This window comes from Nodularia sp. LEGE 04288 (assembly GCF_963896525.1).
In the GTDB taxonomy this organism is placed as follows: domain Bacteria; phylum Cyanobacteriota; class Cyanobacteriia; order Cyanobacteriales; family Nostocaceae; genus Nodularia.
Genome location: NZ_CAWQOY010000146.1, coordinates 1 through 23,434 on the forward strand (window position 1 = coordinate 1; position 23,434 = coordinate 23,434).

Genomic DNA, 23,434 nt, shown 5'->3' on the forward strand with positions numbered 1-23,434 from the left:
GAGCAGGGGGGAGAAGAGGCAGGGGAGCAGGGAGCAGGGAGCAGGGGGGAGAAGACGGTAACTTCCTAATGACTAATGACTAATGACTGATGACCAATGACCAATGACAAATGACCAATGACTAATGACTAATGACAAATCACCTTTTTCAATCCCTTGACGAAATTTTAGCCCAACAATCTATTAAGCTATTAAGTCTCAATCCTGACAAGACTTTAATCACCAGTTTTGTAGAACTGGAAAACTTAATTACTGCCAGTATTACAGACCAGGAAATTATTATCACCATGCGGGATAATTTGGAACTGATAGTTTATGCCCAGGTGCAAAATTTCCCAGAAAATATCTTCTGGGATTTTGATTTTATGGTGAGTAGTATGGTCAGACAGGCTTTAGTAGCAGAAGAAGGTGCTATTGCTTTTTTAGAATGCTTTGGTAAGAAAATGGTCTTGCTCATAGAGTTATTCGGCATTAAAAAAGAAATTCGCTTTCGCTACGTTCACGATTTTATCTATGGGTTTGATTGGGCAAGATGGGTACAAAAAGAACCACAAACTCGCTCAGATTCAGAGCCTTTTAGTTTGGTTTTTTTAGACTATTTGCTGATCAAGGGTGAAAAACTTGTTAAACGGATTAATTATGGTCAGGTGACATCCTATAACCTGGGGAATACAGGATACCGTAATCCCTTCGATTTTTCCCGTGAACCAGAAGATGAACGCCTGCTGCTAACTTCTCTAGCCAAAGAAAAACTTATCCCAGTGGAAGCATGGAATTGGGATACTAGCCCTGTGTGGAACCAACCTTTCCAAGAAATGCGCCAGCAGTTAGCATTAGAGTTAAATATTCAACCCCAGATACACTGATGAAAGCATTTGTAGCCGGAGCAACAGGTGAGACAGGTCGCCGAATTGTCCAAGAACTAATAGCGCGAAATATTCCCGTTCGGGCTTTGGTAAGAGATATCGAGAAAGCTAGGGCTATTTTACCTGCTGAGGCTGAGTTAGTTGTGGGCGATGTCTTAAAACCAGAAAGCCTGAATGCGGCTTTAGGAGATAGTACAGTTTTATTGTGCGCCACTGGTGCAAAACCTAGTTTTGACCCCACTGGCCCCTATCAAGTGGATTTTGAAGGGACTAAAAATTTAGTTGATGCGGCTAAGGCTAAGGGAATTGAGCATTTTGTCTTTGTCTCTTCTTTGTGTGTTTCCCAGTTATTCCATCCGTTGAACTTGTTTTGGCTGATTCTCGTGTGGAAAAAACAAGCAGAGGAATACATTCAAAAAAGCGGCGTGACTTATACCATTGTCCGCCCTGGTGGTTTGAAAAATGAAGATAACTCTGATGCGATCGTCATGCAGAGTGCTGATACATTGTTCGATGGTAGTATTCCTCGACAGAAAGTCGCCCAGGTTGCTGTTGAGTCTCTGTTTGAGCCAGATGCGCGGAATAAAGTTGTTGAGGTTGTGGCTAAACCAGATGCTACCGCGAAAGACTTGGGAGAACTATTTGCTAATGTGGCTTAATTGATAATTCAGAATATGGCACTTTCTTTGTGAACTTTGCCGAAATAAGTGCGTCAATTATTGTTGTTAGTGAAGAGCGAATTTGAAGGAGTCTGACACTGAAAGACTTTAAACTCAAAGGCATTGAGCCTCTAATTGGCCCCATCGCCGCACTTCTCGGCTTTATCTGTTTGTTGCAATGGTACATACATGGTACATTGCGATCGCCTACCGATCCTGTATTTAGAGTCCAACAACCGCCCTTGGTCATGCAAGGGGGAGATCCTCATATCCGCGCTTTGATGCGAACCATCTCAGCCAGTGAAGCCAATGGTAATCGTCCTTATTCTCTTTTGTATGGTGGTCAGCAGGTCAATAACCTCAGTCGTCATCCGGAGATATGCGTCACTATTGTCACAGGGCCAAATAAGGGAAATTGTTCGACTGCGGCTGGTAGATATCAAATTATCAATAATACTTGGTTTGAAATCGCCCCTCGCTATCATCCTCACCCTCCCATGCAGATGATGTTTTGGTCTGCTTATAGTTTTGAAGCAGAGTATCAAGATGTGGTGGTTTACCGTTGGTTGAATGATTCAAAGGTTTGGGGAACTGATATTTCTCAATTATTGCAAAAGGGCAAAATTAATGATGTTTTGCGGCGACTTTCTCCCACTTGGACAAGTCTGGGATACGGTATAGAAACTAATTCCATTAGTAATTCTTTGCCGAACATTTATGCGAAAATGTTGAAAGAGGAATTAAAGGCTACTAATCAACCAGCATCTGCAACTACGACCCCCCAGCGTTGAGTTTTTAATTAACCACAGAGGCGCAGAGAACACAGAGTTATAGAGAAGAAGGGGAATTTTGCATGGGTTGTTGACACTAACTCATTAAATAAGTATATTCAAAGTATATACGTCAGGCAAAATCCTTGAGAGTGTTTCACTCCGAAAATTTTAGATTCAGGCGTGTAGACTTTTCAGAAAATATTTGGAGATAGCTATGACAGCAGTTGTTGCTAAATGGGGAAATAGTTTAGCTATCCGGATTCCCAGAGCTGTAGCTGAACAAGCACAGGTAACGGAAGGAACAGCTATAAATTTTAGTGTTGAAGGTAATAGTATTGTACTTTTACCACAAAAACGCAAGAAATATACCCTTGATGAGTTGCTGGAAGGTATGACTCCTGATAACTTTCATCCTGAATTTGAAACTGGAAATACTGTGGGTAATGAAGATTGGTAGTTAAACCGTACTTTCCTGACAGAGGAGACATTATCAAATTAGAATTTGGAGCCGTGCGGTTTACGGCTGATTTGATTCGGCGTGTATTTGCTCTTCAAGCGTCAGGAATGCCATTTGAGGATATTGCTAAGACATTAAACAATGAACTAGAACAACAAGGGCGTGAGCAAATTGGCTACCGTCCTGTTTTGGTAATATCTCCAATTAAATACAATCGAATGGCTTCTTTGGTTTTAGCCTGTCCCATAACTAGCACTTCAAAAGGGCTTAATTTTGAAGTTCCACTTGTTGAAGAAATGCAAACAAAAGGAGTTGTGTTAGCCGACCAAATTAAAACATTTGATTGGAAAGCTAGAAAGGTAAAATTTGTTGAAAGTGTTGGACAAGATTTAATAGAAGAAGTACAGGCAAAACTCGAAACTTTAATTATATAAGATAAAATTTTTTATATTTTTCACAAATTTTTGAGTATTTCCCAAATGAATATTATGCCCAGCATGATTAATTACTTTTAGCTGGGCAAGGTGACATTTTTTAACTATTGCTGTATTGATATCTATAAATTTTTGATCATATTCCCCAGCTAATAATAGCAAAGGTGTGACGTTTTGGTTGAGTTTTTCCCATAAAGAAGGTTGATTTCCAGTTCCCATGAATTGCAATGATTTAGTTAATTCAACTGGATTGTTTTGCAACCGACTTTCTAACATAATTTCAAATTGGGGATGATTTTTAATTGAGCCAAAGATTTGCTGACTATACCAATTTTGTAAAAAAGTAGTAAAATCTGCTTGGGTAATACTTCTTGCTAATTTTCTAGCTATTTGAGCATCACTTTTAACTCTTGCTAACCGTTCTATTTCTGTTGCTAAACCTGGAGATGCTGATTCTAGGACAACTTTAGTAAAACGCTCTGGAAAATGCAGGGTAAGATATAAGGCTAATCTTCCACCCATTGAATAACCAACTAAGAAGCATTGCTGAATTTTTAACTCGTCTATTAAGTTAATCACAGCATTAGCAGTATTTGCCATTGTATAGTATTCATCCCCACCCATTACTTGAGTTTTGCCATGTCCTGGGAGGTCAATTGTTAAAAAAGAAAATTCTTCAGCTAGGATTTTTATGGCTTCGTCAAATTCATTAATGTTACCCATAAAACCATGCAGGAATAGAATAACTGGTTTGTTTGGGTTGTTAATTAAAGAATAATGAAATTTATAATTATTTAAAAGCATATAATACAAAAATGATGAATTACAGAAAATACTTACATATATTGCTGACTGACTCATTATCCCCCTTCTTCAAGCATTGCTATCAATGACCAAAGAGTAATATCAACGCTGCTGTCCAGTCGTCCCAGTCCCAGATTTTCACTCAATGTCAACCATCAACGGCAGTTTGCACTAACGTCTATACTATGTCTATACCGAAATTAACTGGACATAAAACTTACCTCTGAGGTCGCGCGGGGGACATTTCATGCTATTGTCTAACTGGTTTTATAGGAAATTTCATATAAGATGGACAATGATGAGGATATTATAGAAATTCCTTTACGAACTTTGGTTTGGATGGGAGACTCTCTCAAAAATATCCGCTCATTTCCTGAATTCGTGCGTGCATCAGTAGGCTATGCGCTGCAATTGGTGCAAGCAGGGGAAACACCAATCGATGCCAAGCCTTTTAAAGGTGTTGGAAGTGGCGTGTATGAAATCGTCAAACGTTACGATACGGATACTTACAGGGCAGTCTATGCGGTAAAGATTGGAGAGAAAATCTATGTCCTGCACGCTTTTCAGAAAAAATCAAAGCAAGGAATTAAAACCCCACAGGCTGATGTTGACCTGATTAAACAACGCTATAAGGACGCAGTGGCAAGGGAGAAACAACAATGACACAGGAACCCTTTTTTGAAGAAAGCAGTGGCAATGTATTCGCTGACCTCGGTTTGTCAGATGCGGATGAACTTTTTACGCGGGGCAAAATAGGGATTCAGGTACTGCGCCTTCTGAAACAACGCCACCTGAAACAGCGTGAAATCAGCGAACTTCTCGGTATTCCCCAGCCAGAAGTATCTCATTTGATGAAAGGAGAGTTTCAACGGTTCAGTGAGGGCAAACTCCTCATTTTCCTCAAGCGACTCGATACGGAAATCACCTTACATCTTCGTTCTCGTCACACGCCAGACCAGACTGCTGAAACTGTGATATCGCTATAAGGCTGGATAAAAGGATAAAAGCCATATTGGATCTTTTTTAGAACAAGCCAGGATTTACAGCAGCTTGCAGGTTAATCTATTTCAAACTCAGAGACTTTACTCTGTGCGGTCATTCACACAATTCCCAAATTCAAATACCATGACTTTTACCAATTACCCAATTACGCCGGAAAAATCGGGCTAAAGCTGGTTCTTCTAAGGATAAATAAATGGGGCGACCGTGGGGACAAGTGCGGGGGTTGCGAGTCCGTTGCCATTGATCTAATAATGTCTGCATTTCTGGCATATTCATCGGTGTACCATTACGAATAGCACTGCGACAGGCGACGGCTACTTGGGCTACTTGTAAGTCTCCTCCCCAACTGAGTTCTAATATTGCGTCTGCTTTGTCTTCTCGCTGTTGCAAAAGTGCGGGTATGGTGCGAATTGCCCAAAGTTGTTCGCCGAAGGGTTCTATATCTAAACCAATTCTTTGCAGTTGTGATACTTGCGCTGATGACAGTTGATAAAGAATGATTGCCGGTTCAATGGGTACAAGTTGCCAATTGTCACAAATTTGCTCATATAAAACTCGCTCATGGGCGATATGTTGTTCTACTAACCACATCCCACCTGGATGTTCTACCACAATATAGGTGTTGCTCAGTTGTGCGATCGCCTTTAATGAATGCTGAGTATTATGATCTTCAGGGGTATTCTCAGAATTAACGTGATAACCGCCTTTGGCTTCTGCGGCTTTGAGTAATTTACTCACTCTGGTTGTGTGGACAGATTCTTTGAGATTCGCTGAACTGATGCGGAGTGCTTGGTCAATTGCTTGGGTAATTTGTTCTTGCCAATAACCAATTTCATTGAGGTAAATTTCGCTTTTGGCGGGATTACGATTCCAGTTAATTTGGTCAGGGGAAATGTCCAGATTTAATAAACAAACAGGATAGCGATCGCGTGGTAATGTTCTGTGAAATGCTGATAAAATCGTTTGCTCTAATTCTGGCGATTTTACCATGCGTCCATTAATCGCTACCCGTACCCAATCAGGGCGGCGGCGATGACATCTATCAGGTAATCCCACCACTAAATTGAGTGCTGCGTGGGAAGTTGGGAGTTCTGAATTTTGGGGGTTGGGTACTTCTAGTTTGACTTCGTTTAAGTCACCTTGTCGCACCTGGGGGAGAATTTGCGGTAGGAGTTGTCCAGTTGAGGCGGCGGGGGAAATGGTGAACCATTGGCGGTCATTTTGCCAAACTTGCCAAGTCACATCAGGGTGACACAGGGCTATTTGTTGAATTGCTAATTGTACGCCTCTCATTTGCTGGGCGGCTGTGGGTAAACCTTGACGACGCACGACACAATCACCGAAGAGATGAGAAACTGTGACTACTGTACCAGGTGCGATCGCAGTTGCTTCAAATTCTACAGCTTTACCACCATCACCATAAACAACTCGCCAGCCCACGTTTCCGCCCGGTGGACGGCTCAAAATCTCCAATTCTGCCAAAGTTGTCAAACTGTGCAACGCTTCACCGCGAAACCCCAAACTGTGAATCTTCCATAAATCTTCACTAGAGCGAATTTTACTGGTACTGTGGGCCAGGGCGGCTTGTTGCAAATCATATTCGTCCATTCCGCAACCGTTATCTGCAACGCGAATGCGCCACTGTTGCGGCCAAAGTGAAATTACAATCCGGGTTGCGCCTGCGTCTAGGGAATTTTCCACCAATTCCCGCACCACAGAAGCTAAAGAGTCGATTACCTCTCCAGCTGTAATCAGATATACGACTTCTGTCGGTAGAGCTTGAATAGTAGATGCCATAAATTACAGTTTAGGCTAATAGCCAACCACTGCATAGGATAAGCATTTTTATTTACACTTGCAGAGAATTTTTGATTAATTGTAAAGAAACTCAGATTCTCTGGGAATTCTTGATAGATTGCTTGTGAGGTTATCAGCGAGAAAAGTTTATGAGTAGTGATCTAGTTGCTGAAGTTCATGATCTAAAGTCTCGTCTGGAATGGGGTCAACCAGCGTTTACAATCATAGATGTGCGCGATCGCCACACTTACAATCACAATCGCATCACTGGGGCTATCCCAATTCCCTTAGATGAGTTAGTAGAACGCGCTAAATCTGCACTACACAAGGAACGCGAGATTTACATCTATGGGGATATCGACACACAAGCAGGCTATGCTGTGCAATTATTACGAGCAGCTGGGTTTATTAATGCCAGTGTACTCAGAGGCGGTTTAACAGCCTGGAAAACAGTTGGTGGTGCTACAGAAGGCGTAGCTGCTTAAAACTGCCACGACTGCATAAGTTCTAAATTGAAAAACCTCTGCGTACCTCCCCCTTTTCCCAACTCATAATTTTTGACTTCGCGAAGTTAAAAGAGAATCGATTTCTTGAACTCTCTGCTTTTTCCCTTCCCAACCAAAAAGTCGTTTTGCTGCTTCTAAAAAAGGTTGAGCTTCCTGATATCGCTGTAATGCTCCCAAAGCCAAACCATACAGATAATTTGCCTCAGCATCATTGCCATTATTCATAATCGCTTGTTGCAAATATGCAAGTTTAGCGTCACATTCTTCCTGATTCATTGATAACAGTCTTGGTATATCCTCAAGTGTAGAAAATATTTCTGGGACTGACATCACCTGAATAAATTCTAAATTGAGAAACTGGCTAATACGATCAGCTATTTGCTGCTGTTGAAGGATTTTCGCACCGAAACTGTAGTTAGAAATAATTGGTATATACTCCCCAGATTTCATAACTAGAGCCACTCTATAGGCTGCAATACCTTCGCTATTGTCCTCTGGTGTTTGTAGAGTTATGCCACGAATATCAAAGATTTTATATTCTGCTTTAGAACCACTTACTAAACCATATTTGGCTAAAGTCAATTTTCCTAATGTTTTGTCTATATTGCAAAGAAAAACTTTGCTGAATATAACTGCAATTACCAAACCCGCAACTGTGAGGACAACAGCAATCACATAAATATAAAATCGATTATTATATTCAATTACTAAATTCTGTCTCTGAGTATCTTTGAGGAATAACTCAATGTCTTCTTGCCATTCTCTAACTCTTTTTTGAGCAGAAAAATCTGTATTAATAGGGGAAATTTCGCGGCTATTTGTTAATATGAGTAACCGATATCTACGCTGATCTTCATAATCTGTAAAATTATCAATTTTTGTTCCTTGAATATCCTTTAGAGGGAAAACGTCGTAATTTGGGTTTGACCACAGTACACCTTTGCTAGAAAGTTGACAAGTTGCGGGTGCAGTAGTGTCACGGCGACAGCTAAAAGTTTCTTCTGTTACTCCTAAACCTGCGAATATCAAACCAGCACTAGTTAAGAAAGCACCGAATAACCACATAGACCAGGGAAGTAGGCGTAGAGTCATCTGACTATGGTTTTCTTGAACAACTTTCATATTAGATATAGAGTTGTATTCTAAATTTATTGTAATCTAGTTTACGCTGATGTCACCAGTGTTTTCCAGGAGAAATTGCAACATTCAATCAACTCAAACTTTGAATACTCAAAAAACTTCTGCGTACCTCCAGGTTGACTCTGCATTTAACAACTCATAATTTTCGATTGAGCGATTGTAAAAAACCATCGATTTTGTCAACTCTCTGGTATTGACCTGACAAAACAAAAAGTCGTTTTGCTTCTTCTAAAAAAGGTTGCGCTTCCTGATATCTCTCTAGAATATATAAAGAAAGACCATACTGAAAATTCGCTTCAGCATCATTGCGATTATTCATGACTGCCTGTTGTAAACTGGGAAGTTCAGCCTCACGTTTTTGACGAGTCATGAATACCATTTTTGATATTTCTTGAACTGTGGAAAATACTTTTTTAAATGACATCATATCGTCATTTTCTCTCATAGGTTCTAAATCAAGAAACTCGCTAATGCGATCAGCTATTTGCTGGTGATAACGGAATCCCGAAGTGTAGTAAGAAGTAAATGGTATATACTCCCCTGAGTACATAAACAGAGCTATTCTATAGGTTCTACTACCTTTGCTACTCTTTGTTTTTTGTACAGTTACGCCACGAATTTGACTAGTGCTATATTCTGCTTGAGAATTACCTAGTAACCCATATTGTTCTAAAGTTAATTTTCCTAATGACTTGTCTATCTTGCAAACAAAAACTTTTCCTAACACAAGTCCTAAGACCAAACCCAAAGATGTAAATAGACCAGCAAATAAATAATCAGAAAACCGATTATCATATTCAATTAATAGATTCTGTTTCTGAGTATCTTTGCGGAACACTTCTATTTCTTCTACCCAGTTTTTGACTGTTCTCTGGTCAGAAATATCTATGGAGATAGGGGAAATTTCACCTTTGTTTGTTAATAACAGTAACCGATAGCTCCGCTTGCCTTTACTACCTTTGACAGTGTGAATTTTTGTGCCTTGAATATCCTTTAATGATACAACTTGTTGGTCTGATGAAGATAAACCTGTGGTATAACTTTGGCAAATTGCTGGTGCAGTGGTGTCACGGCGACAAGTGAAAGTATGTACTTTTGGCCATAAAACTGCTCCTGACAAACCAATATTAGTTAAGATAACGCCAAAAATCCACAGGAGCCAGGGACGTAGGCGCAGAGTCATCTGACTATCATTTTCTTGAATAATTTTCATATGACGTAGAGAGTTCTAATCTAAGTCTGTTGTAACCTAGCTTACTCTGACGTATCAGTGTCGTCCAGGAGAAATTGCCAGATTGAATGAACACATACTGTGAATACTCAAAAAAACTCTGCGTACCTCCGCGTTAACTTTGCGTAACTCTGCGTTTAAAACTTTGCCATATCCTTAACTGTGGAAAAGACCTCTTTTAATGACATGACTCAGCAACGCCGAATTTATTTAGGACTTAAAAATATCCAAAGTTTAATTGTGGGATAAGCATCCTCACCCCACAGAATAAATAACTTAATTTTTGTAACCTAATCTGTGATTGCTAAAACTTTCGGAAGTTCAGGTTTCAGTAGTCTGTTTAATATAGATGCAGGTGGTTGATTGTGAGGCCAAGCAAAAGCATGACGGAAAGCTGCATTTTGACAAGCTTGCAGTTGTTCAAAATTAATGATGTCGTAAGTCAAGAGATTCTCGTACTCAAAGGGTAGGCGCATATTATGCAGTCCAGCGTTATCAGTACAAATCGCAATATCTACCCCAGCTGCAAAACAACGATCAAAAACTAATTTCAGTTGCCGGATATCCTGTAAAGTACCTGTTTTCAGGTAAGTTGTGGGGCAAACTTCCAAACACTGTCCCCGTCTAGCTATATCTGTTAATAATTCTGGAGATAACAGGGGAATTTGGATACCGTGACCAATTCGCATCAGGTAGGGTAAGAGTCTGGGGTAACAGCCATCTGTGGTTTCGTAAAGGTGTCCAGTTGTGTTGATGCCCTGCGATCGCGCATAATCATACAAGCTAATCCATTCTTCTAGACGTTCTTCATAATAGCGATCGCCACCAGCCACATCAATCCCACAAACGTACTGTTTATTCTGCACCGCCAACTCAATTATTGCCCGATTCACCTCATAAGGTAAACGCGAGTGCATACAGAGAATTTGGCTAGTCACAATGGGATATTCTGGTAAATGACTAGCTTTTCCTACCACCTCCACAATTTCTGCCATCTTGTCAATTCTTTGGGTTTGACTCAGATGTTCTGGTGTCCGTAAGTATGGTGTATAGCGTAATTCTAAATATGCCAAATTTTCAAAGATATAAGCACCGCGCAACAAGCGATAAATAAAGTAGGGTAAAGTTTCTACAGTTTGGACACTTTCTACTAAAGTATGTAATTCTAGATACTCATCTAAAGTATTGCGAGGACGGGTGTAAAAGTCCTCAAAGTCTGAATATTCAGCAAAACGAGAAATTAAATCGGTCGCATGGCGCTCAAAGTATCGCCACAAAACGCGGGGAACAACGGAACCCCCCAGATGTCTATGTAACTCAGCATATAACGCCATAATGGTATTTTGTAAATATAAAGTTCATTAATTGTAACAAAAGCCATAAATAAAAAAATCTCTACTTTGTACTAATTTTTGGGTATCAGAAACATAAATCGGCTAAATTGAGTCAAATTAATCACAAAGTCACTAAATTTAGGTGATTACCGTTTATTTACCGCAAAATTCATGAAAGCCAAAATACTTTTATGTGGTGTGTTGGGATTACTTGGCATCAGCAGCCTAATTTTTCACGCAACAACACAGCCCCAGAATTCTATTAAAGCAGAGGTGGCTACTACGCCAAAAAATCTCCCTCAAAACCTAGAAACCGCAGTGCGGGAGAAAATGGCGCAGCAATTGGAAATTAACAGCGAACTCCTCAAACTAACAAAATCTGAAATAGCTACTTGGGAAGACTGTTTAACTGATAAATCAGGCGTGATTCCGACTCAACTTTGTTCAGCTAAATCCTATTCTGGCTGGCGTGTAACGATGAATGGTCAAGGTGAAAATTGGGTTTATTATGTGACTAATAATGGATTTATTACCCTGGATGCCACTGCCAGTTTAAATCAAACTATTCTCTCAGCTTTATCCACAAGATTATCCCTAGAACCCAACAATATTTCTATTATTGCCGCACAACTAAGCAAAGGTCTTCCGGCCTGTCCTATCAATACTACTTGCAAAGTCCAGTCAATTTTAGGATGGCGTATTCTTGTAAAAGGTAGAGAGAAACCATTCTTTCTGGGACTTGATGGACAAGATTTGAATTATGGAAATTTAAGTTTGTTTCTGCCCTCAGAAACAGCAGAAATGCCCCGAAATATTGGCGAGAAGGTGTTAGAAGATGTTGTGAGTCGCCATGATAATTTAAATTCTAACCTGCGAGTTGAAAGTATTAAGGCTATAAAATGGAATTGGTGTCAGGGTACAGGTATAAGACCGACAAGACCAGAAATGGGGATTTGTCAAGATATAGAACAAGTAGGTTGGCAAATGATTGTTATTAGCGGTGCTAATCGCTATGTTTACTATATTCATAAACCCGCAATTTCAAACCCCAATTTTTCCCCCATACCTGATGGAATGCAGAGTTTATCTAATTCATTAGTAACTGCCATCAATAAAGAGGCAGCTAAACGGGCAAAGGTCTCAGAAAATATGACTGGTCTGCACTCGACAACTCCCAAATTTTTTGATGGTTGTTTGAATATTGATAACCAAAACTTAAGTTGTCGCCAGTCAATTCAAGCCGGATGGGAAGTTAATGTTTTTGGCGGTAATGTTCCTAGTGGAAATCCTTCATGGGCAAGTGCTGCCTGGTTTTATAATGTGAATCTGGCGGGCAATGATATTCGGTTTTTAGATTCTGGTGTGTGGGTTCCAGTACCTTAAAAGTGTTTGATTACATTCTCATAAAGAAACGTAAAGGAATGAGCGAAAAAGAGGAATTGTCGCAGAACTTCTATTTTTAAGGTTGCGTGTTATCCTTGTATGGATACGCACCCAACTTTAAAAATAGCTTAAGTGATTCTTGAAAAATGAATGTACGTGATTTATTCCCTGGCTATTATCAACCTACAGAGGAAGATTTTACTGAACTATGGAAGGAATGTGTTTTTTCCTTTGATACCAACGTTTTGCTTCATATCTATAGATACTCTCCTAAAACTAGAGAAAGATTATTTGATATTCTCCAAAAGCTTCAGGAAAGGATATGGATTCCTCATCAAGTTGCTTATGAAATCCATAAAAACAAGTTAACTGTGATATCTAAACAGTTTGGAGCTTACAAAGAAATCCAAAAGATATTGGATGGTAATTTAAATATAGGCTCATTAAAAGATCAATTAGTTAAAAATTATAAAAATCATCCTTATATTGATGTAAGTCAAATTATAGAAACTATTGAAGTCGCAATAGCTAAAGTTAAAAAAGATTTGCAAGTCACACAAGAAGAACATCCAGATTTGGTAAAAGATGAAGAATTGTGGAATAAATTAATAGACATTATAGATGGTAGGGTTGGTAAACCATATTGCCAAGATAAATTAAAGGAGGTTTATAAACAAGCCGAACAGAGATTTAAAGATTTAATACCTCCAGGTTATAAAGATATTAAGGATAAACCAATACCAGATAGATATGGCGATCCTATACTTTGGTTACAATTAATTGACCATGCAAAAACCGAGAACAAATCTATCATTTTTGTGACAGATGATAAAAAGGAAGATTGGTGGTTAGAGCATAATGGGAAAACTATCAGTCCCCGACCAGAGTTAGTACAAGAAATGCTAACTGAAGCTGGCGTTAAATTTTATATGTATCAATCTGATAAATTTTTAGAATATGCAGAAGACTTTTTAAAGCTTCCAGAACAGCCAGAAGTCATTGAAGAAGCTAGAGAAATTAGGGAACAGAATACAAATTATGTCAATCTGATATCAGAAGCACGTCGTTTAAATATAACAGAATTAAATAAGTTAATAAGTCCTATAACTGCACCAAGCCCTTTATTTTTGGCAGAATTGGATAAGTTAAGAACCCCTATAACTGAACCAAGCCGTTTACTTTTTGCAGAATTGGATAAGTTAATAACTTTTGCAGAATTGGATAAGTTAATAAAACCTATAACTGAAGACCTTCGTTTAAATCTAAAAGAATCGCTTCGATTAAAGCCTTTAAAAGAATTAGGTTTAAATCCAGATGATTATAAATTGCCTTAACAAAATATTCTCTGGTCAATTCACGTTTTAGCGTCTAATCTGACACAGATTTTACCCATCTTCTTACCGCTTTTCTCATCGCCCTTCTCCCCTCGGTGCGATGTTCTTCAATCAACCTGGGTAACTCCCGAATTGGTAAACTAGGAAAAACTAAACTTGTTTGAGATTCTATATATTCGTCATTCTGCAAGAGATAAATCTTCAATTCTCCTGAGTCATAACACCAAACTTCAGGAACACCCAACCGCGCATAAATGGGAAATCGATTTAAAGATTTACTAGTAACATCAATTTCTAATGCTAAATCTGGGGGCGGGTCTTGGCGTAAATCTAAATCTAACCTACCCCTAATCGCTGCTTCATTTTGGACATAAAAACAATTATCTGGTTCTAAACCAGCCATGCGGCTTTCTCGCTTCCAGGTAGTTGAACCATAACTTTCATAATCTAAATCAAGGGTATCAGCAATATCTTTAACTAAATCACTAATTACTTCTTTATAGTGTTCGTGTTCTGGTAAAGGGGTCATAATTTCCAAAGTTCCGCAATCATAAGCTATTCTGGCTGCACGACTTTCTCCTAAATCCTGCAAAAGGTTTTCAAACTGTTGCCAGCTAATGTTGTAAAGTACGACTCTATCGGCTCGATTTTTCACAGCTATCATAATTTTCTGACTCCTGTAAATCAGCAATTAGCCCTACTTAAATATTGACTCATTTATCGAAATCTTGATCAGCTATTTTGTCTGATGAATTAGGGAACACCAAAACATTAATTACCCAAAAATTGTAGGGTGGGTATAGCCCAAGGGGCATGGCTTCGCTAAAGCGCAGCGTAACCCACCATTATTCCTTAACTTTATGGTGGGTTACGGATTATCGTCCTAACCCACCCTACAAATTGGGGATTTTTTTATTTGGAAGTCCGTTAACAATTGTAGGCGTAGCGATGGGCAAAGCCCCACCTTCGGCGATGGCGCGGAGCGCCCGCTAAAAGCGATCGCATCCCTCTAGTTTCGCAGTACCATTTAGTGGTGGTCACAGCAATGATTAGCCAATTACTTGACAAAGACCATGTAATCTGGTAAAAATTGTAATTTGTGGAAACTTTACCCTTTGAGATAATCTCTTGGCTAACGTAATTGTCATAGGTGCCCAATGGGGCGATGAAGGAAAAGGTAAAATAACAGATTTACTCAGCCGCTCCGCAGATGTGGTGGTACGTTACCAAGGGGGAGTGAACGCTGGACATACCATAGTAGTCGAAGGTCAAACCTTTAAGCTGCACTTAATCCCCTCTGGTATTCTGTACCCAAATACTGAGTGTATTATTGGCTGTGGAACAGTCATAGATCCACAGGTATTAATCGCAGAACTCGATCAACTAGAAGCATTAAATATTTCTACTGCCAAGCTGTTAATATCTGAGACAGCCCATGTGACGATGCCCTATCATCGGTTGATTGACCAGGCATCAGAGGAGCGACGCGGAAGTTATAAAATCGGCACCACAGGTAGAGGCATTGGCCCCACCTATGCTGATAAATCAGAGCGTACAGGCATCAGAATTTTAGATTTGATGGACCCGGAAGCGCTACGTGAAAAGTTGGAATGGACGATTAATTATAAAAACACAATTTTAGAAAAACTTTACAACCTCCCGCCTTTAAATCCCCAAGAAGTAATTGAGCAATATCTTGGTTACGCCGAACGCTTACGGCCTTACGTGGTTGATACATCATTAAAAATATATGATTCCATCCTGAAGCGGCGCAATATTTTGTTTGAAGGCGCACAAGGTACGCTTCTGGACTTAGATCATGGTACTTACCCCTATGTCACCTCTTCTAACCCGGTAGCGGGTGGGGCTTGCGTGGGTACGGGTCTAGGACCGACAATGATTGATCGGGTGATTGGAGTGTCAAAAGCCTACACCACACGGGTAGGAGAAGGGCCTTTTCCCACAGAATTGCATGGAAAAGTGGGAGAATTATTGTGCGATCGCGGTGCGGAATTTGGCACAACTACAGGACGTAAGCGGCGCTGTGGCTGGTTTGATGCTGTTATCGGTCGCTATGCCGTGCGAATTAATGGTATGGACTGTATGGCCCTTACCAAACTCGATGTTCTCGACGAATTAGAGGAAATTCAAGTCTGTGTCGCCTATGAAATAGATGGCGATCGCTGCGAACACTTCCCCACTAGTTCCCGGCGGTTTGCTCAATGTCGCCCGATTTACAAAACCCTCCCAGGATGGCAGGTATCGACGAGCGAATGTCGTACCCTGGAAGACTTGCCACAGCAAGCACTAGACTACCTGAAATTCTTAGCCGAATTGATGGAAGTTCCCATTGCGATCGTCTCTTTAGGAGCTAGTCGCGATCAAACTATCATCGTTGAAGACCCAATTCACGGGCCAAAACGTGCCTTATTGCATCCTGACGGTACACCCGCCTCTTTGCTAAGTGCTTAGATGTGCTGACAACTGATAACCGATAACTGATAACTAACAACTTGTATGGCTATTAAAGTCGAATCTCAAAAGCGACCAGAAGGTAGTAAGCCCAATGCTTTACGCCGTTCTGGTTTTATCCCTGCCAATTTGTACGGTCACAAAGGTGCCGAATCAATTTCTCTAGTAGTTGACGCTAAAACCGTTGAGCGTATGCTCAAACAAGCTGATGTTAACAAAACAGAGATTGAACTGAATATCCCTGAACTGGAATGGACAGGTACCACTGTACTCAGAGAAGTTCAATCCCATCCAGCTAAAGGCTTTATCTACCATCTGAGCTTTTTTGCATCTCCTAAAGACTAATACAGACGTTGAATTTGTCTTTCTCGCAACTTAAAAATTTGTGATAATTGTTGATTATACCAGGGGTTAAACCCTGGTTTTTTGTTATAGCAACCGCCAAGGAGGTTAAGACATCAACGGATAATCAAACTTAGACACCAAAAGGGTTTTAACCCACTCCCCACTCCCTACTCTCTACTCCACAGCGATATAAGCGTCAGACGATGGGTTTATAAGTTTGTCTGTGACCTTGTACAATGCGTGAATCCTGCGGGATTTATTTCAATATCTGTAAGTATCCAATCCCAACTTTTTATGACAGAAGTAAATCTTCCAGTTTTAATTCAGCAGATGTTACAGCCGGGATTTTATCCCCATGCAGTTACAGAACCAATTCAACTGATTCAAACTCATATTTCCTATGTATTACTCACGGGAGATTACGCCTATAAGCTGAAAAAACCAGTAAATTTTGGCTTTTTGGATTTTTCCACCTTAGAGAAACGCAAACATTTTTGTCAGGAAGAATTGCGGTTGAATCAACGCGGCGCTGCTGAACTGTATTTGGAAGTATTGCCTGTGACGATGGTCGATGAGCAACATCATCTAGGGGGAGCCGGAAAGGCTGTGGAATATGCCCTGAAAATGCGCCAGTTTCCCCAAGAGTTGCTATTTAGTACACTATTTGAGCAAGGTAAGTTAAATGAGACTCACCTAGAGGATTTGGGGCAAGTCGTGGCGCAATACCACGGGAAATCTGCAACTGATGATTATATTCGCAGTTTTGGCGAAGTGCCGCAGGTACGGGCAGCAATTGATGAGAATTACCAACAAACTGAAAAGTATATTGGTGGCCCTCAAACACAGAAACAGTTTCAGGAAACAAAGCAATATACAGACAACTTTTTTTTAGAGCGTCCAGAATTATTCACCAGCAGAGTTGAAAATAACTATATTCGCGAATGTCACGGTGATTTACACCTGAGAAATATTGCTCTGTGGCATGATAAAATTACCCTTTTTGACTGCATTGAGTTTAACGAGCCGTTTCGCTTTGTCGATGTCATGTATGATGTGGCGTTTACGGTGATGGATTTAGAGGCGCGACACAGCCCTAATTTGGCTAATGCGTTTTTGAATACCTACGTTGAGCAAACTGGCGATTGGGAAGGATTGCAGGTACTACCTTTGTATTTAAGCCGTCAGGCTTATGTGAGGGCAAAGGTGACTTCATTTCTGTTAGATGACCCCGGTGTGCCAGCAACAGCTAAGGCAGAGGCGGCAAAAACGGCGGCAGAATATTACCACCAGGCTTGGGAGTATACTAAACCCAAAGCCGGAAAACTGATTTTAATGTCTGGGGTGTCGGGTTCTGGAAAGTCTACCACGGCTAAATATTTAGCCCGTGAACTCAAGGCTATTCAAATTCGCTCCGATGCAGTGCGGAAACATTTGGGGGGAATTTCTCTTTGGGAACGTGGTGGGGATGATTTATATACCCCTGAGATGACCCAAAAAACTTATGCCCGATTGCTGGATTTGGGTATTATGCTGGCGAAGCAAGGTTTTAATGTAATTTTAGATGCCAAGTATGATAAGGAACAACTGAGACAAGAAGCGATCGCTCAAGCAGAAAAATCTCAGCTTCCCCTGCAAATTATTTACTGCACAGCACCTTTAGAAGTTGTGCAAGAGCGTCTGGCTAAACGCACGGGTGATATTGCTGATGCTACAGTCGATTTATTAACATCGCAACTTCAGCAAGCCGAAGCATTTACCGCAGAGGAAAAACCCTATGTGCAAATTTGGGATACAACTCAACCACCACAGACACAACTAAAATAAGTACTTCATAGTATTTATGACCTTATGGCACCAAACAATCAAGGTTTACCCCCCATCTCGCCAGAATTCTTTTCTCAACTCATATTTGGGGGATTTTTAGTATTAATATTGATGCTGGCGGGGTTTTCACTACCCCTGAGTATCTTCCTCGGCATTATTGCTGGTTTCTTCTTAGGTTGGTTCACAAATTCCAGTAAAAATAGCGCCCAGGAAACGACTGTAGCCTCATCTGATGGTATCGACGCAGGACTAAAATACTGGTTATTTTTTCTGTTAGGCTTTGTATTTTTGGGCTATTCTCCACCCTTAAGTATCTTGCTGGGTGCAATCGCGGCTGTTGGTGGCGGCTGGATTACGGCTTGGTGGGGAAGCAAGGAAGCAGTGCAAACTCAGCTACCACTGGAAGCTTTAGACATAGAGATAAATGAAACTCCTAGAGAAAGGATCACCAAACAGCAGAGAAGAAAACTGACTCGTCGTTATCGTCGAGCTTCGGGAAGTGTCAATTTTAGGTTTTGGGAAAGGTGAGGATAGTTCGTAATTCGTAATTCGTAATTCGTAATTCGTAATTACAGCAAAAACCTGATACTGAATATGTTTTTATATTTTTCTAAGTTACTACCACTATTTTTTTATCCTCTGGGAGTAGTGAGTATCAGCTTGATTGTGGCTTTGGTAACGTTGTGGAAACGACCACGCATAGCAGCGATCGCTATTTCTTTGGCTTTAACTTTATTGCTGGTTTCCAGTAATGGTTGGGTGGCGAAATCCTTGGTGCGATCGCTGGAATGGCAACATCTCCCTCCTAGCCCAGTCCCGAATGCAGAGGCCATTGTCGTTTTAGGTGGGGCGACGAAATCAGCCTATCCGCCCCGGCCGACTGTGGATTTAAGTGAAGCAGGCGATCGCGTCATTTATGCAGCGCAGTTATATCGCCAACAGAAAGCCCCCATGATTATTCTCAGTGGAGGACGTATCGATTGGCGTGGTGGTGGTAACCCAGAATCGGCAGATATGGCAGATATCCTCACATCTCTTGGTATTCCCTCTGAGGTAATTATCCAGGAACCGGAATCTCTGAATACTTATCAAAATGCGGTAAATGTCCAGAAAATTTTAGCATCTCGTGGAATTGGTAAAGTATTATTAGTGACTTCGGCAATGCATATGCCGCGATCGCTGAAAATTTTCCAGCGTCTAGGTATGGATGTGATTGCTGCTCCTACTGATTTTCTCGTCAGTCAAGGTGAACTGCAAGAACTCAGCAGTACTCCCAAAGCCGCTATCCTCAATTTATTACCTGACACCAATAACCTACATCAATTTACTAGCGCCCTCAAAGAATACATTGGCAGTTTTGTCTATAGTTGGCGCGGTTGGCTGTGAAAAGACGCGATTCATTGCTTCTGTGCAAGGATTTTGTCCAGTCTATAATTTCATTAAATAGCTGATAAATATTAAAAGTATGTCTAAAAATTTACCTTATATTATGCCAGCGCCTCAATTTGAAGTTGAGGAAACCTTTGCTAACTACCACATAACTTATCAATTCTACCAAGAAGTTCACACCCGCTCAGAGTTTGAGAATTATTGCCAGTGGTATGAAATAACGGCAGAACAGCATCGCCAAGACTTGGAAAAAATGCGCGGCGAACTAAATATTTTCCAGTGGTTTCGCCGCTCGTGAGTCATTTAAATGACTTCTAGCTCATTTTCACGTAAATGAGCTTTAAATTTTTTAGTAAACCTGACTAAAATTGGCAGATTAGCGCTGACTGGTCTACCTTGCCATTCAGTAGCAATACCGATGACTTCACCTTCTGTACCTTTGATGTCACAAGCCTGACCGCGATGATCAGGCTCATGATATACTACAACCGACTCTTTAACACGGACGCGATCGCCAACTTTCATAGCAACATTTATATCTAGCTTTTGCTGTTCCACAAGCATCTCCACCTGCATTCCTCACTGAACTGCTTTCTTGAAAAATCAACTGTTTGTAACAGTAAATTTTAAGCTCCCATAGGGACAGAAGCTTTGTTTTACGCCTCTGCCTCTGTAACTGCTATACAAACCAAGCCTGCCCATGCAGGCTTTAATAGTGGTTAGTCAGCGACATTCGGATAGTTAAAAACCCGCTTTTGTTTTGCTGTGCGCTTCGACGACAAATTTAATTCTACAACAAATAGTCATTGGTCATTTGTCATTTGTCATTTGTCAGACTCTCTACTTACTTGGTTTGGGACATATTGGTTGGATTCTTTGGGGAAGTTGCCGACATATCTGTTGAAATCCTTGCGGATTAACTTCCCACCAAGCCAATAATCCCAGACTTGTAGCCGCTACCAGCACAGCCAATAATCCCCCAATTAGCACCACAGGTTTACGCTGAATTGGTGATTTGACTGGGGTAGGGATGGGTGAATCTGGCAGATTATCAAGTGTCAAATCCAAATCCAGTAGTGCTTGGGAACTTTCCGCCAAGGAAGATTCTTCTTCAGGTTCTTCAAGTTCTTCAAGTTTTTCAGGTTCTTCAGGAAGCAATAATGGAGTGACTGGCACTAAATATTCTCTGGATACTCGGCAAAGAGTCATCACGACAGAAGTATTATCATGACCATTTTTCTCATTTGCGAAATTAATCCAATTGCTGACAGTATCTGCAACTGAAATTTGACCTGCTAATACAGGGATGACATAATCCTGCCAAGATTTTTCTACCCAATTATGATCACTTAAACCATCCGAACACAGCAGCAATACTCCGTCTTCTTCCACAATAAAGCGTTTAATTACAATGTGTAGAAATTCGGCATCTTTTGTCCCCAATGCTTGGGTGAGGGCAGTTGCATCTATTCTCTCTAGCGCTGGACGATATAGACTGCGGGCAGAACGCACTTCTCGCGTCGCCACAATATCATCTACTGTTAGTAACTGGCAGTAGTTGGGAGTTATCCAATAAGCACGACTATCGCCAATATTAGCTAAATAAAGTTCATGGGCATTATCTGATTGCCATCCAGAGGTCGTTGGCACTCGTTGCGGCACTTGTACTGCCATCACCAGGGTTGTGGCCATGCGTTCTCTGCCTTGGCGTTTCTGTTCGTCATTACAAGCGCATAGGACGTTATTCACGACCCGCAAACTGGCTTCTAGTTGTTCTTGGAATAAATCAGGCGGAACTGGTTCAGTTTGTGCTTCTACTTCCGTTAACAACGCCCGGATTTGCAATTTCAGTGACTGTACAGCCAATTGACTAGCAACCTCACCGCCTTGGTGTCCACCAATGCCATCACAAACAATCGTCAATCGTGGCAGTATGGGGTCATCTAGGTCGCTAGTAGCCATCGGATAACAATTATCTTCATTTTGCCGCAATTGGGGTCCAACATCGGTTGCCCCTGCCACTTTCAGGCTGAATGGTAATTCTGCCGCCGTTGCAAGTAATAAGGTATTGAGTTGAGTAGAAATGGTTTTTAACTCTATCTCAGTGCTACACATCTGTTGCACGATATTTTCTAATTCTTGGGATACTGGGGTATTTACAGATGCCACCCAAGGCTGCCAAGATTGAGCTAAATCAGCCAAACTCGGTTTCTGAGTAGCTGCTGTGTGGTGAAGTTCCAATAGTCGGACACACCAACCTTGCGATCGCAAATTATCTGGCATCAGTAAACTATGGGCAACTCCTAACTCTGATAAAGGTTTCCACAGTTGGAGAATTTGCCATAGCCAGTAAACTTGTCTCACCGCCGTGGCTTTTTCCCATGCTTCCGCAATGCTGGGGTAAAGATTTCCTGTCTCATCTATCGGCACATTTTCCAGCAAGAGGATATCATCTGCACCTGCTTCTGCGGCGTAAACCAAGCCATACACTTCCGGTAGGTGCAAACGCTCTTGGTATAGCCTTAAATAAGGGATAACCTCTTTTGGTAACTCTTCAGGAACTGTTGGCGGTAACCCCGGCTGAGTATCTAACCAAACCTGCGGTGTGATCACCTCATACCTATCTAGCACTTTAGTTTTGGGTAAAATGGCAGCTGCTAAGGAACCACTAGCCCAGAGATAGCGGTGAACTAAAGGAGTTTGGCAACTTGCACAAACACTCTCCCCCACAGGATTAATGGGGTGAGTACAGCCTGGATTGACGCAATAAATTATTCGCTGTGTCGAAATCATGAATGTATAAAGTCAAAAAATAAACCAACTTGTGAATTTCGATTAAATTTAAGTTTCAAAGAGGTGAACGCTAGAATAGACTGGATTCCTGTACCCATGATTACAGCTTGTTACTGAAGTTAATCAAACATGATCCTCAAAAGATCAAGTTTGATTTTCCGTAAACGGTCACAGTCTGGGTGTATCTAATCTCAGAAATACATTTAGATGAATGTAGAGTCTAGGATGGCGCTATGCCTATGCCAAGTTATACCTTAATATGGCTACTGGCAGGATCTGTTCTGTGCTTAATAGAACTGTTCTTACCATCGGCTTTTGTCGAATTCATGATGGGAATTAGTGCCTTGATCGTGGCGCTACTGTCTGTAGTGGGTTTGGGGAATTTATGGCTGCAAGTTGCGGTTTGGTTACTGCTTTCCACAGCTTTGATTTTGCTTTCTCGGAAGTTTTTGCAACCGCGCCGGCGCAAGTCGAAAATGCAGGATACAGTTTTAGCCGAAACCTTAACAGAAATCCCGGCTGGGCAATCCGGGCGGGTACTATACGAGGGCAATTCTTGGCGCGCACAATGTGACGACGAACAACTCAGCGTAGCACCCAATCAAAGAGTTTATGTAGTCAGAAGAGAAGGCACTACCTTGATTGTGATGCCAGATTATCTCTTGCGTTGAGTGTGCTGAGTCAAAAATCCTAGTCCCCAGTCCCTAGAAGAAGAGCTACGGTGTACACACAAGTGATCGAATCGCCCCCTAACCCCCAATTATGGGGGAACAAGAATTTTCACTCGTCCCCCAAACTAGGGGAATTTAGGGGGCAAAACAGGCTCAAAGGCAGACAGGCAGGACTGTGTATAGAAGAAGAGGAGGAGAAAGGGAGAAGGATTTTGGTACA

At 41.0% G+C, this 23,434-nt stretch carries 25 protein-coding genes; 17 read left to right on the top strand and 8 right to left on the bottom strand.

Annotated features, from left to right (window positions below; translation table 11 throughout):
• The first annotated feature begins 131 nt into the window (after window positions 1–131).
• The 5 genes from AACX33_RS20835 (at window position 132) to AACX33_RS20855 (ending at window position 3,189) form a co-directional block, all read left to right on the top strand.
• Window positions 132–866: a hypothetical protein gene (locus AACX33_RS20835; protein WP_194001896.1), complete on the top strand. Its 735-nt coding sequence runs from the start codon at window positions 132–134 to the stop codon at window positions 864–866.
• On the top strand, window positions 866–1,525 hold the full coding sequence (locus AACX33_RS20840; protein ID WP_194001894.1) for an NAD(P)H-binding protein: 660 nt from the start codon (window positions 866–868) through the stop codon (window positions 1,523–1,525). The genes AACX33_RS20835 and AACX33_RS20840 overlap by 1 nt, the downstream gene beginning before the upstream one ends.
• Window positions 1,526–1,659: 134 nt before the next feature.
• A complete protein-coding gene (locus AACX33_RS20845) occupies window positions 1,660–2,316 on the top strand; it encodes a glycoside hydrolase family 24 protein (RefSeq protein WP_227789210.1) in 657 nt (218 codons plus the stop codon).
• Window positions 2,317–2,512: 196 nt separating this feature from the next.
• Window positions 2,513–2,755 carry an AbrB/MazE/SpoVT family DNA-binding domain-containing protein gene (locus AACX33_RS20850; RefSeq protein ID WP_194001892.1) on the top strand — a complete coding sequence of 81 codons (243 nt, stop codon included), beginning with the start codon at window positions 2,513–2,515 and terminating at the stop codon, window positions 2,753–2,755.
• Window positions 2,749–3,189, top strand: a complete 441-nt coding sequence (locus AACX33_RS20855) for a type II toxin-antitoxin system PemK/MazF family toxin (RefSeq protein ID WP_194001890.1) — start codon at window positions 2,749–2,751, stop codon at window positions 3,187–3,189. Before AACX33_RS20850 ends, AACX33_RS20855 begins: the two co-directional genes overlap by 7 nt.
• Here AACX33_RS20855 and menH read toward each other — a convergent pair.
• A complete protein-coding gene (gene menH, locus AACX33_RS20860) occupies window positions 3,178–3,993 on the bottom strand; it encodes a 2-succinyl-6-hydroxy-2,4-cyclohexadiene-1-carboxylate synthase (protein ID WP_194001950.1) in 816 nt (271 codons plus the stop codon). The genes AACX33_RS20855 and menH overlap by 12 nt on opposite strands.
• Window positions 3,994–4,281: 288 nt before the next feature.
• On the opposite strand from menH, the gene AACX33_RS20865 reads away from it, so the two are divergent.
• Together AACX33_RS20865 and AACX33_RS20870 are read left to right on the top strand one after the other, a co-directional pair.
• Window positions 4,282–4,656, top strand: a complete 375-nt coding sequence (locus tag AACX33_RS20865) for a type II toxin-antitoxin system RelE/ParE family toxin (protein WP_194001888.1) — start codon at window positions 4,282–4,284, stop codon at window positions 4,654–4,656.
• Window positions 4,653–4,979: a helix-turn-helix domain-containing protein gene (locus tag AACX33_RS20870; protein ID WP_194001885.1), complete on the top strand. Its 327-nt coding sequence runs from the start codon at window positions 4,653–4,655 to the stop codon at window positions 4,977–4,979. The genes AACX33_RS20865 and AACX33_RS20870 overlap by 4 nt, the downstream gene beginning before the upstream one ends.
• A 130-nt stretch (window positions 4,980–5,109) precedes the next feature.
• Here the strand turns inward: AACX33_RS20870 and mutL are convergent, their stop codons facing one another.
• Entirely contained in the window at window positions 5,110–6,792 is a 1,683-nt protein-coding gene (gene mutL / locus AACX33_RS20875) for a DNA mismatch repair endonuclease MutL (protein ID WP_194001883.1), read from the bottom strand.
• Window positions 6,793–6,941: 149 nt separating this feature from the next.
• Between mutL and AACX33_RS20880 the strand changes: the two genes are divergently transcribed.
• A complete protein-coding gene (locus AACX33_RS20880) occupies window positions 6,942–7,277 on the top strand; it encodes a rhodanese-like domain-containing protein (RefSeq protein ID WP_194001881.1) in 336 nt (111 codons plus the stop codon).
• A gap of 63 nt (window positions 7,278–7,340) precedes the next feature.
• Here AACX33_RS20880 and AACX33_RS20885 read toward each other — a convergent pair whose 3' ends face one another.
• The 3 genes from AACX33_RS20885 to AACX33_RS20895 form a co-directional block, all read right to left on the bottom strand.
• Entirely contained in the window at window positions 7,341–8,420 is a 1,080-nt protein-coding gene (locus tag AACX33_RS20885; protein WP_194001879.1) for a tetratricopeptide repeat protein, read from the bottom strand.
• Between the two features lie 154 nt (window positions 8,421–8,574).
• Window positions 8,575–9,651 (bottom strand): hypothetical protein, encoded by a 1,077-nt coding sequence (locus AACX33_RS20890; RefSeq protein WP_194001877.1) that lies wholly within the window; start codon window positions 9,649–9,651, stop codon window positions 8,575–8,577.
• A 308-nt stretch (window positions 9,652–9,959) separates the two neighbouring features.
• Complete coding sequence (locus AACX33_RS20895; RefSeq protein ID WP_194001875.1) at window positions 9,960–11,003, bottom strand: adenosine deaminase; 1,044 nt, start codon at window positions 11,001–11,003, stop codon at window positions 9,960–9,962.
• A gap of 171 nt (window positions 11,004–11,174) precedes the next feature.
• On the opposite strand from AACX33_RS20895, the gene AACX33_RS20900 reads away from it, so the two are divergent.
• Window positions 11,175–12,386, top strand: a complete 1,212-nt coding sequence (locus tag AACX33_RS20900) for a hypothetical protein (protein WP_194001874.1) — start codon at window positions 11,175–11,177, stop codon at window positions 12,384–12,386.
• Window positions 12,387–12,532: 146 nt separating this feature from the next.
• Complete coding sequence (locus AACX33_RS20905) at window positions 12,533–13,720, top strand: PIN domain-containing protein (protein ID WP_194001872.1); 1,188 nt, start codon at window positions 12,533–12,535, stop codon at window positions 13,718–13,720.
• 34 nt (window positions 13,721–13,754) lie between these two features.
• On the opposite strand, the gene AACX33_RS20910 is transcribed toward AACX33_RS20905, so the two are convergent.
• Window positions 13,755–14,384: a Uma2 family endonuclease gene (locus AACX33_RS20910; protein WP_194001870.1), complete on the bottom strand. Its 630-nt coding sequence runs from the start codon at window positions 14,382–14,384 to the stop codon at window positions 13,755–13,757.
• 464 nt (window positions 14,385–14,848) lie between these two features.
• Here AACX33_RS20910 and AACX33_RS20915 point away from each other — a divergent pair, with 464 nt between their 5' ends.
• The 6 genes from AACX33_RS20915 (at window position 14,849) to AACX33_RS20940 (ending at window position 20,048) form a co-directional block, all read left to right on the top strand.
• On the top strand, window positions 14,849–16,192 hold the full coding sequence (locus AACX33_RS20915; RefSeq protein ID WP_194001868.1) for an adenylosuccinate synthase: 1,344 nt from the start codon (window positions 14,849–14,851) through the stop codon (window positions 16,190–16,192).
• Between the two features lie 45 nt (window positions 16,193–16,237).
• Window positions 16,238–16,537, top strand: coding sequence for a 50S ribosomal protein L25 (gene rplY, locus AACX33_RS20920; protein ID WP_194001866.1), 300 nt, complete (start codon window positions 16,238–16,240; stop codon window positions 16,535–16,537).
• A gap of 294 nt (window positions 16,538–16,831) precedes the next feature.
• A complete protein-coding gene (locus AACX33_RS20925; protein ID WP_194001864.1) occupies window positions 16,832–18,361 on the top strand; it encodes a bifunctional aminoglycoside phosphotransferase/ATP-binding protein in 1,530 nt (509 codons plus the stop codon).
• 24 nt (window positions 18,362–18,385) lie between these two features.
• On the top strand, window positions 18,386–18,889 hold the full coding sequence (locus tag AACX33_RS20930) for a hypothetical protein (RefSeq protein WP_194001862.1): 504 nt from the start codon (window positions 18,386–18,388) through the stop codon (window positions 18,887–18,889).
• 66 nt (window positions 18,890–18,955) lie between these two features.
• A complete protein-coding gene (locus tag AACX33_RS20935; protein ID WP_194001860.1) occupies window positions 18,956–19,747 on the top strand; it encodes a YdcF family protein in 792 nt (263 codons plus the stop codon).
• A gap of 79 nt (window positions 19,748–19,826) precedes the next feature.
• A complete protein-coding gene (locus AACX33_RS20940) occupies window positions 19,827–20,048 on the top strand; it encodes a hypothetical protein (protein WP_194001858.1) in 222 nt (73 codons plus the stop codon).
• Between the two features lie 5 nt (window positions 20,049–20,053).
• Here AACX33_RS20940 and AACX33_RS20945 read toward each other — a convergent pair whose 3' ends face one another.
• Together AACX33_RS20945 and AACX33_RS20950 are read right to left on the bottom strand one after the other, a co-directional pair.
• Window positions 20,054–20,326, bottom strand: a complete 273-nt coding sequence (locus tag AACX33_RS20945) for a ferredoxin-thioredoxin reductase variable chain (RefSeq protein WP_194001856.1) — start codon at window positions 20,324–20,326, stop codon at window positions 20,054–20,056.
• A 264-nt stretch (window positions 20,327–20,590) separates the two neighbouring features.
• Window positions 20,591–22,543, bottom strand: a complete 1,953-nt coding sequence (locus AACX33_RS20950) for a protein phosphatase 2C domain-containing protein (RefSeq protein WP_194001854.1) — start codon at window positions 22,541–22,543, stop codon at window positions 20,591–20,593.
• 239 nt (window positions 22,544–22,782) lie between these two features.
• On the opposite strand from AACX33_RS20950, the gene AACX33_RS20955 reads away from it, so the two are divergent.
• Window positions 22,783–23,214, top strand: coding sequence for an NfeD family protein (locus AACX33_RS20955; protein WP_194001852.1), 432 nt, complete (start codon window positions 22,783–22,785; stop codon window positions 23,212–23,214).
• Window positions 23,215–23,434 lie beyond the last annotated feature (220 nt).

Coding starts and splice junctions, on each gene's coding strand:
- AACX33_RS20835 (WP_194001896.1), top strand. CDS start 132: ATGACAAATCACCTTTTTCAATCCCTTGACGAAATTTTAGCCCAACAA.
- AACX33_RS20840 (WP_194001894.1), top strand. CDS start 866: ATGAAAGCATTTGTAGCCGGAGCAACAGGTGAGACAGGTCGCCGAATT.
- AACX33_RS20850 (WP_194001892.1), top strand. CDS start 2,513: ATGACAGCAGTTGTTGCTAAATGGGGAAATAGTTTAGCTATCCGGATT.
- menH (WP_194001950.1), bottom strand. CDS start 3,993: ATGCTTTTAAATAATTATAAATTTCATTATTCTTTAATTAACAACCCA.
- AACX33_RS20865 (WP_194001888.1), top strand. CDS start 4,282: ATGGACAATGATGAGGATATTATAGAAATTCCTTTACGAACTTTGGTT.
- AACX33_RS20870 (WP_194001885.1), top strand. CDS start 4,653: ATGACACAGGAACCCTTTTTTGAAGAAAGCAGTGGCAATGTATTCGCT.
- mutL (WP_194001883.1), bottom strand. CDS start 6,792: ATGGCATCTACTATTCAAGCTCTACCGACAGAAGTCGTATATCTGATT.
- AACX33_RS20880 (WP_194001881.1), top strand. CDS start 6,942: ATGAGTAGTGATCTAGTTGCTGAAGTTCATGATCTAAAGTCTCGTCTG.
- AACX33_RS20885 (WP_194001879.1), bottom strand. CDS start 8,420: ATGAAAGTTGTTCAAGAAAACCATAGTCAGATGACTCTACGCCTACTT.
- AACX33_RS20890 (WP_194001877.1), bottom strand. CDS start 9,651: ATGAAAATTATTCAAGAAAATGATAGTCAGATGACTCTGCGCCTACGT.
- AACX33_RS20895 (WP_194001875.1), bottom strand. CDS start 11,003: ATGGCGTTATATGCTGAGTTACATAGACATCTGGGGGGTTCCGTTGTT.
- AACX33_RS20900 (WP_194001874.1), top strand. CDS start 11,175: ATGAAAGCCAAAATACTTTTATGTGGTGTGTTGGGATTACTTGGCATC.
- AACX33_RS20905 (WP_194001872.1), top strand. CDS start 12,533: ATGAATGTACGTGATTTATTCCCTGGCTATTATCAACCTACAGAGGAA.
- AACX33_RS20910 (WP_194001870.1), bottom strand. CDS start 14,384: ATGATAGCTGTGAAAAATCGAGCCGATAGAGTCGTACTTTACAACATT.
- rplY (WP_194001866.1), top strand. CDS start 16,238: ATGGCTATTAAAGTCGAATCTCAAAAGCGACCAGAAGGTAGTAAGCCC.
- AACX33_RS20925 (WP_194001864.1), top strand. CDS start 16,832: ATGACAGAAGTAAATCTTCCAGTTTTAATTCAGCAGATGTTACAGCCG.
- AACX33_RS20930 (WP_194001862.1), top strand. CDS start 18,386: ATGGCACCAAACAATCAAGGTTTACCCCCCATCTCGCCAGAATTCTTT.
- AACX33_RS20935 (WP_194001860.1), top strand. CDS start 18,956: ATGTTTTTATATTTTTCTAAGTTACTACCACTATTTTTTTATCCTCTG.
- AACX33_RS20940 (WP_194001858.1), top strand. CDS start 19,827: ATGTCTAAAAATTTACCTTATATTATGCCAGCGCCTCAATTTGAAGTT.
- AACX33_RS20945 (WP_194001856.1), bottom strand. CDS start 20,326: ATGCAGGTGGAGATGCTTGTGGAACAGCAAAAGCTAGATATAAATGTT.
- AACX33_RS20950 (WP_194001854.1), bottom strand. CDS start 22,543: ATGATTTCGACACAGCGAATAATTTATTGCGTCAATCCAGGCTGTACT.
- AACX33_RS20955 (WP_194001852.1), top strand. CDS start 22,783: ATGCCAAGTTATACCTTAATATGGCTACTGGCAGGATCTGTTCTGTGC.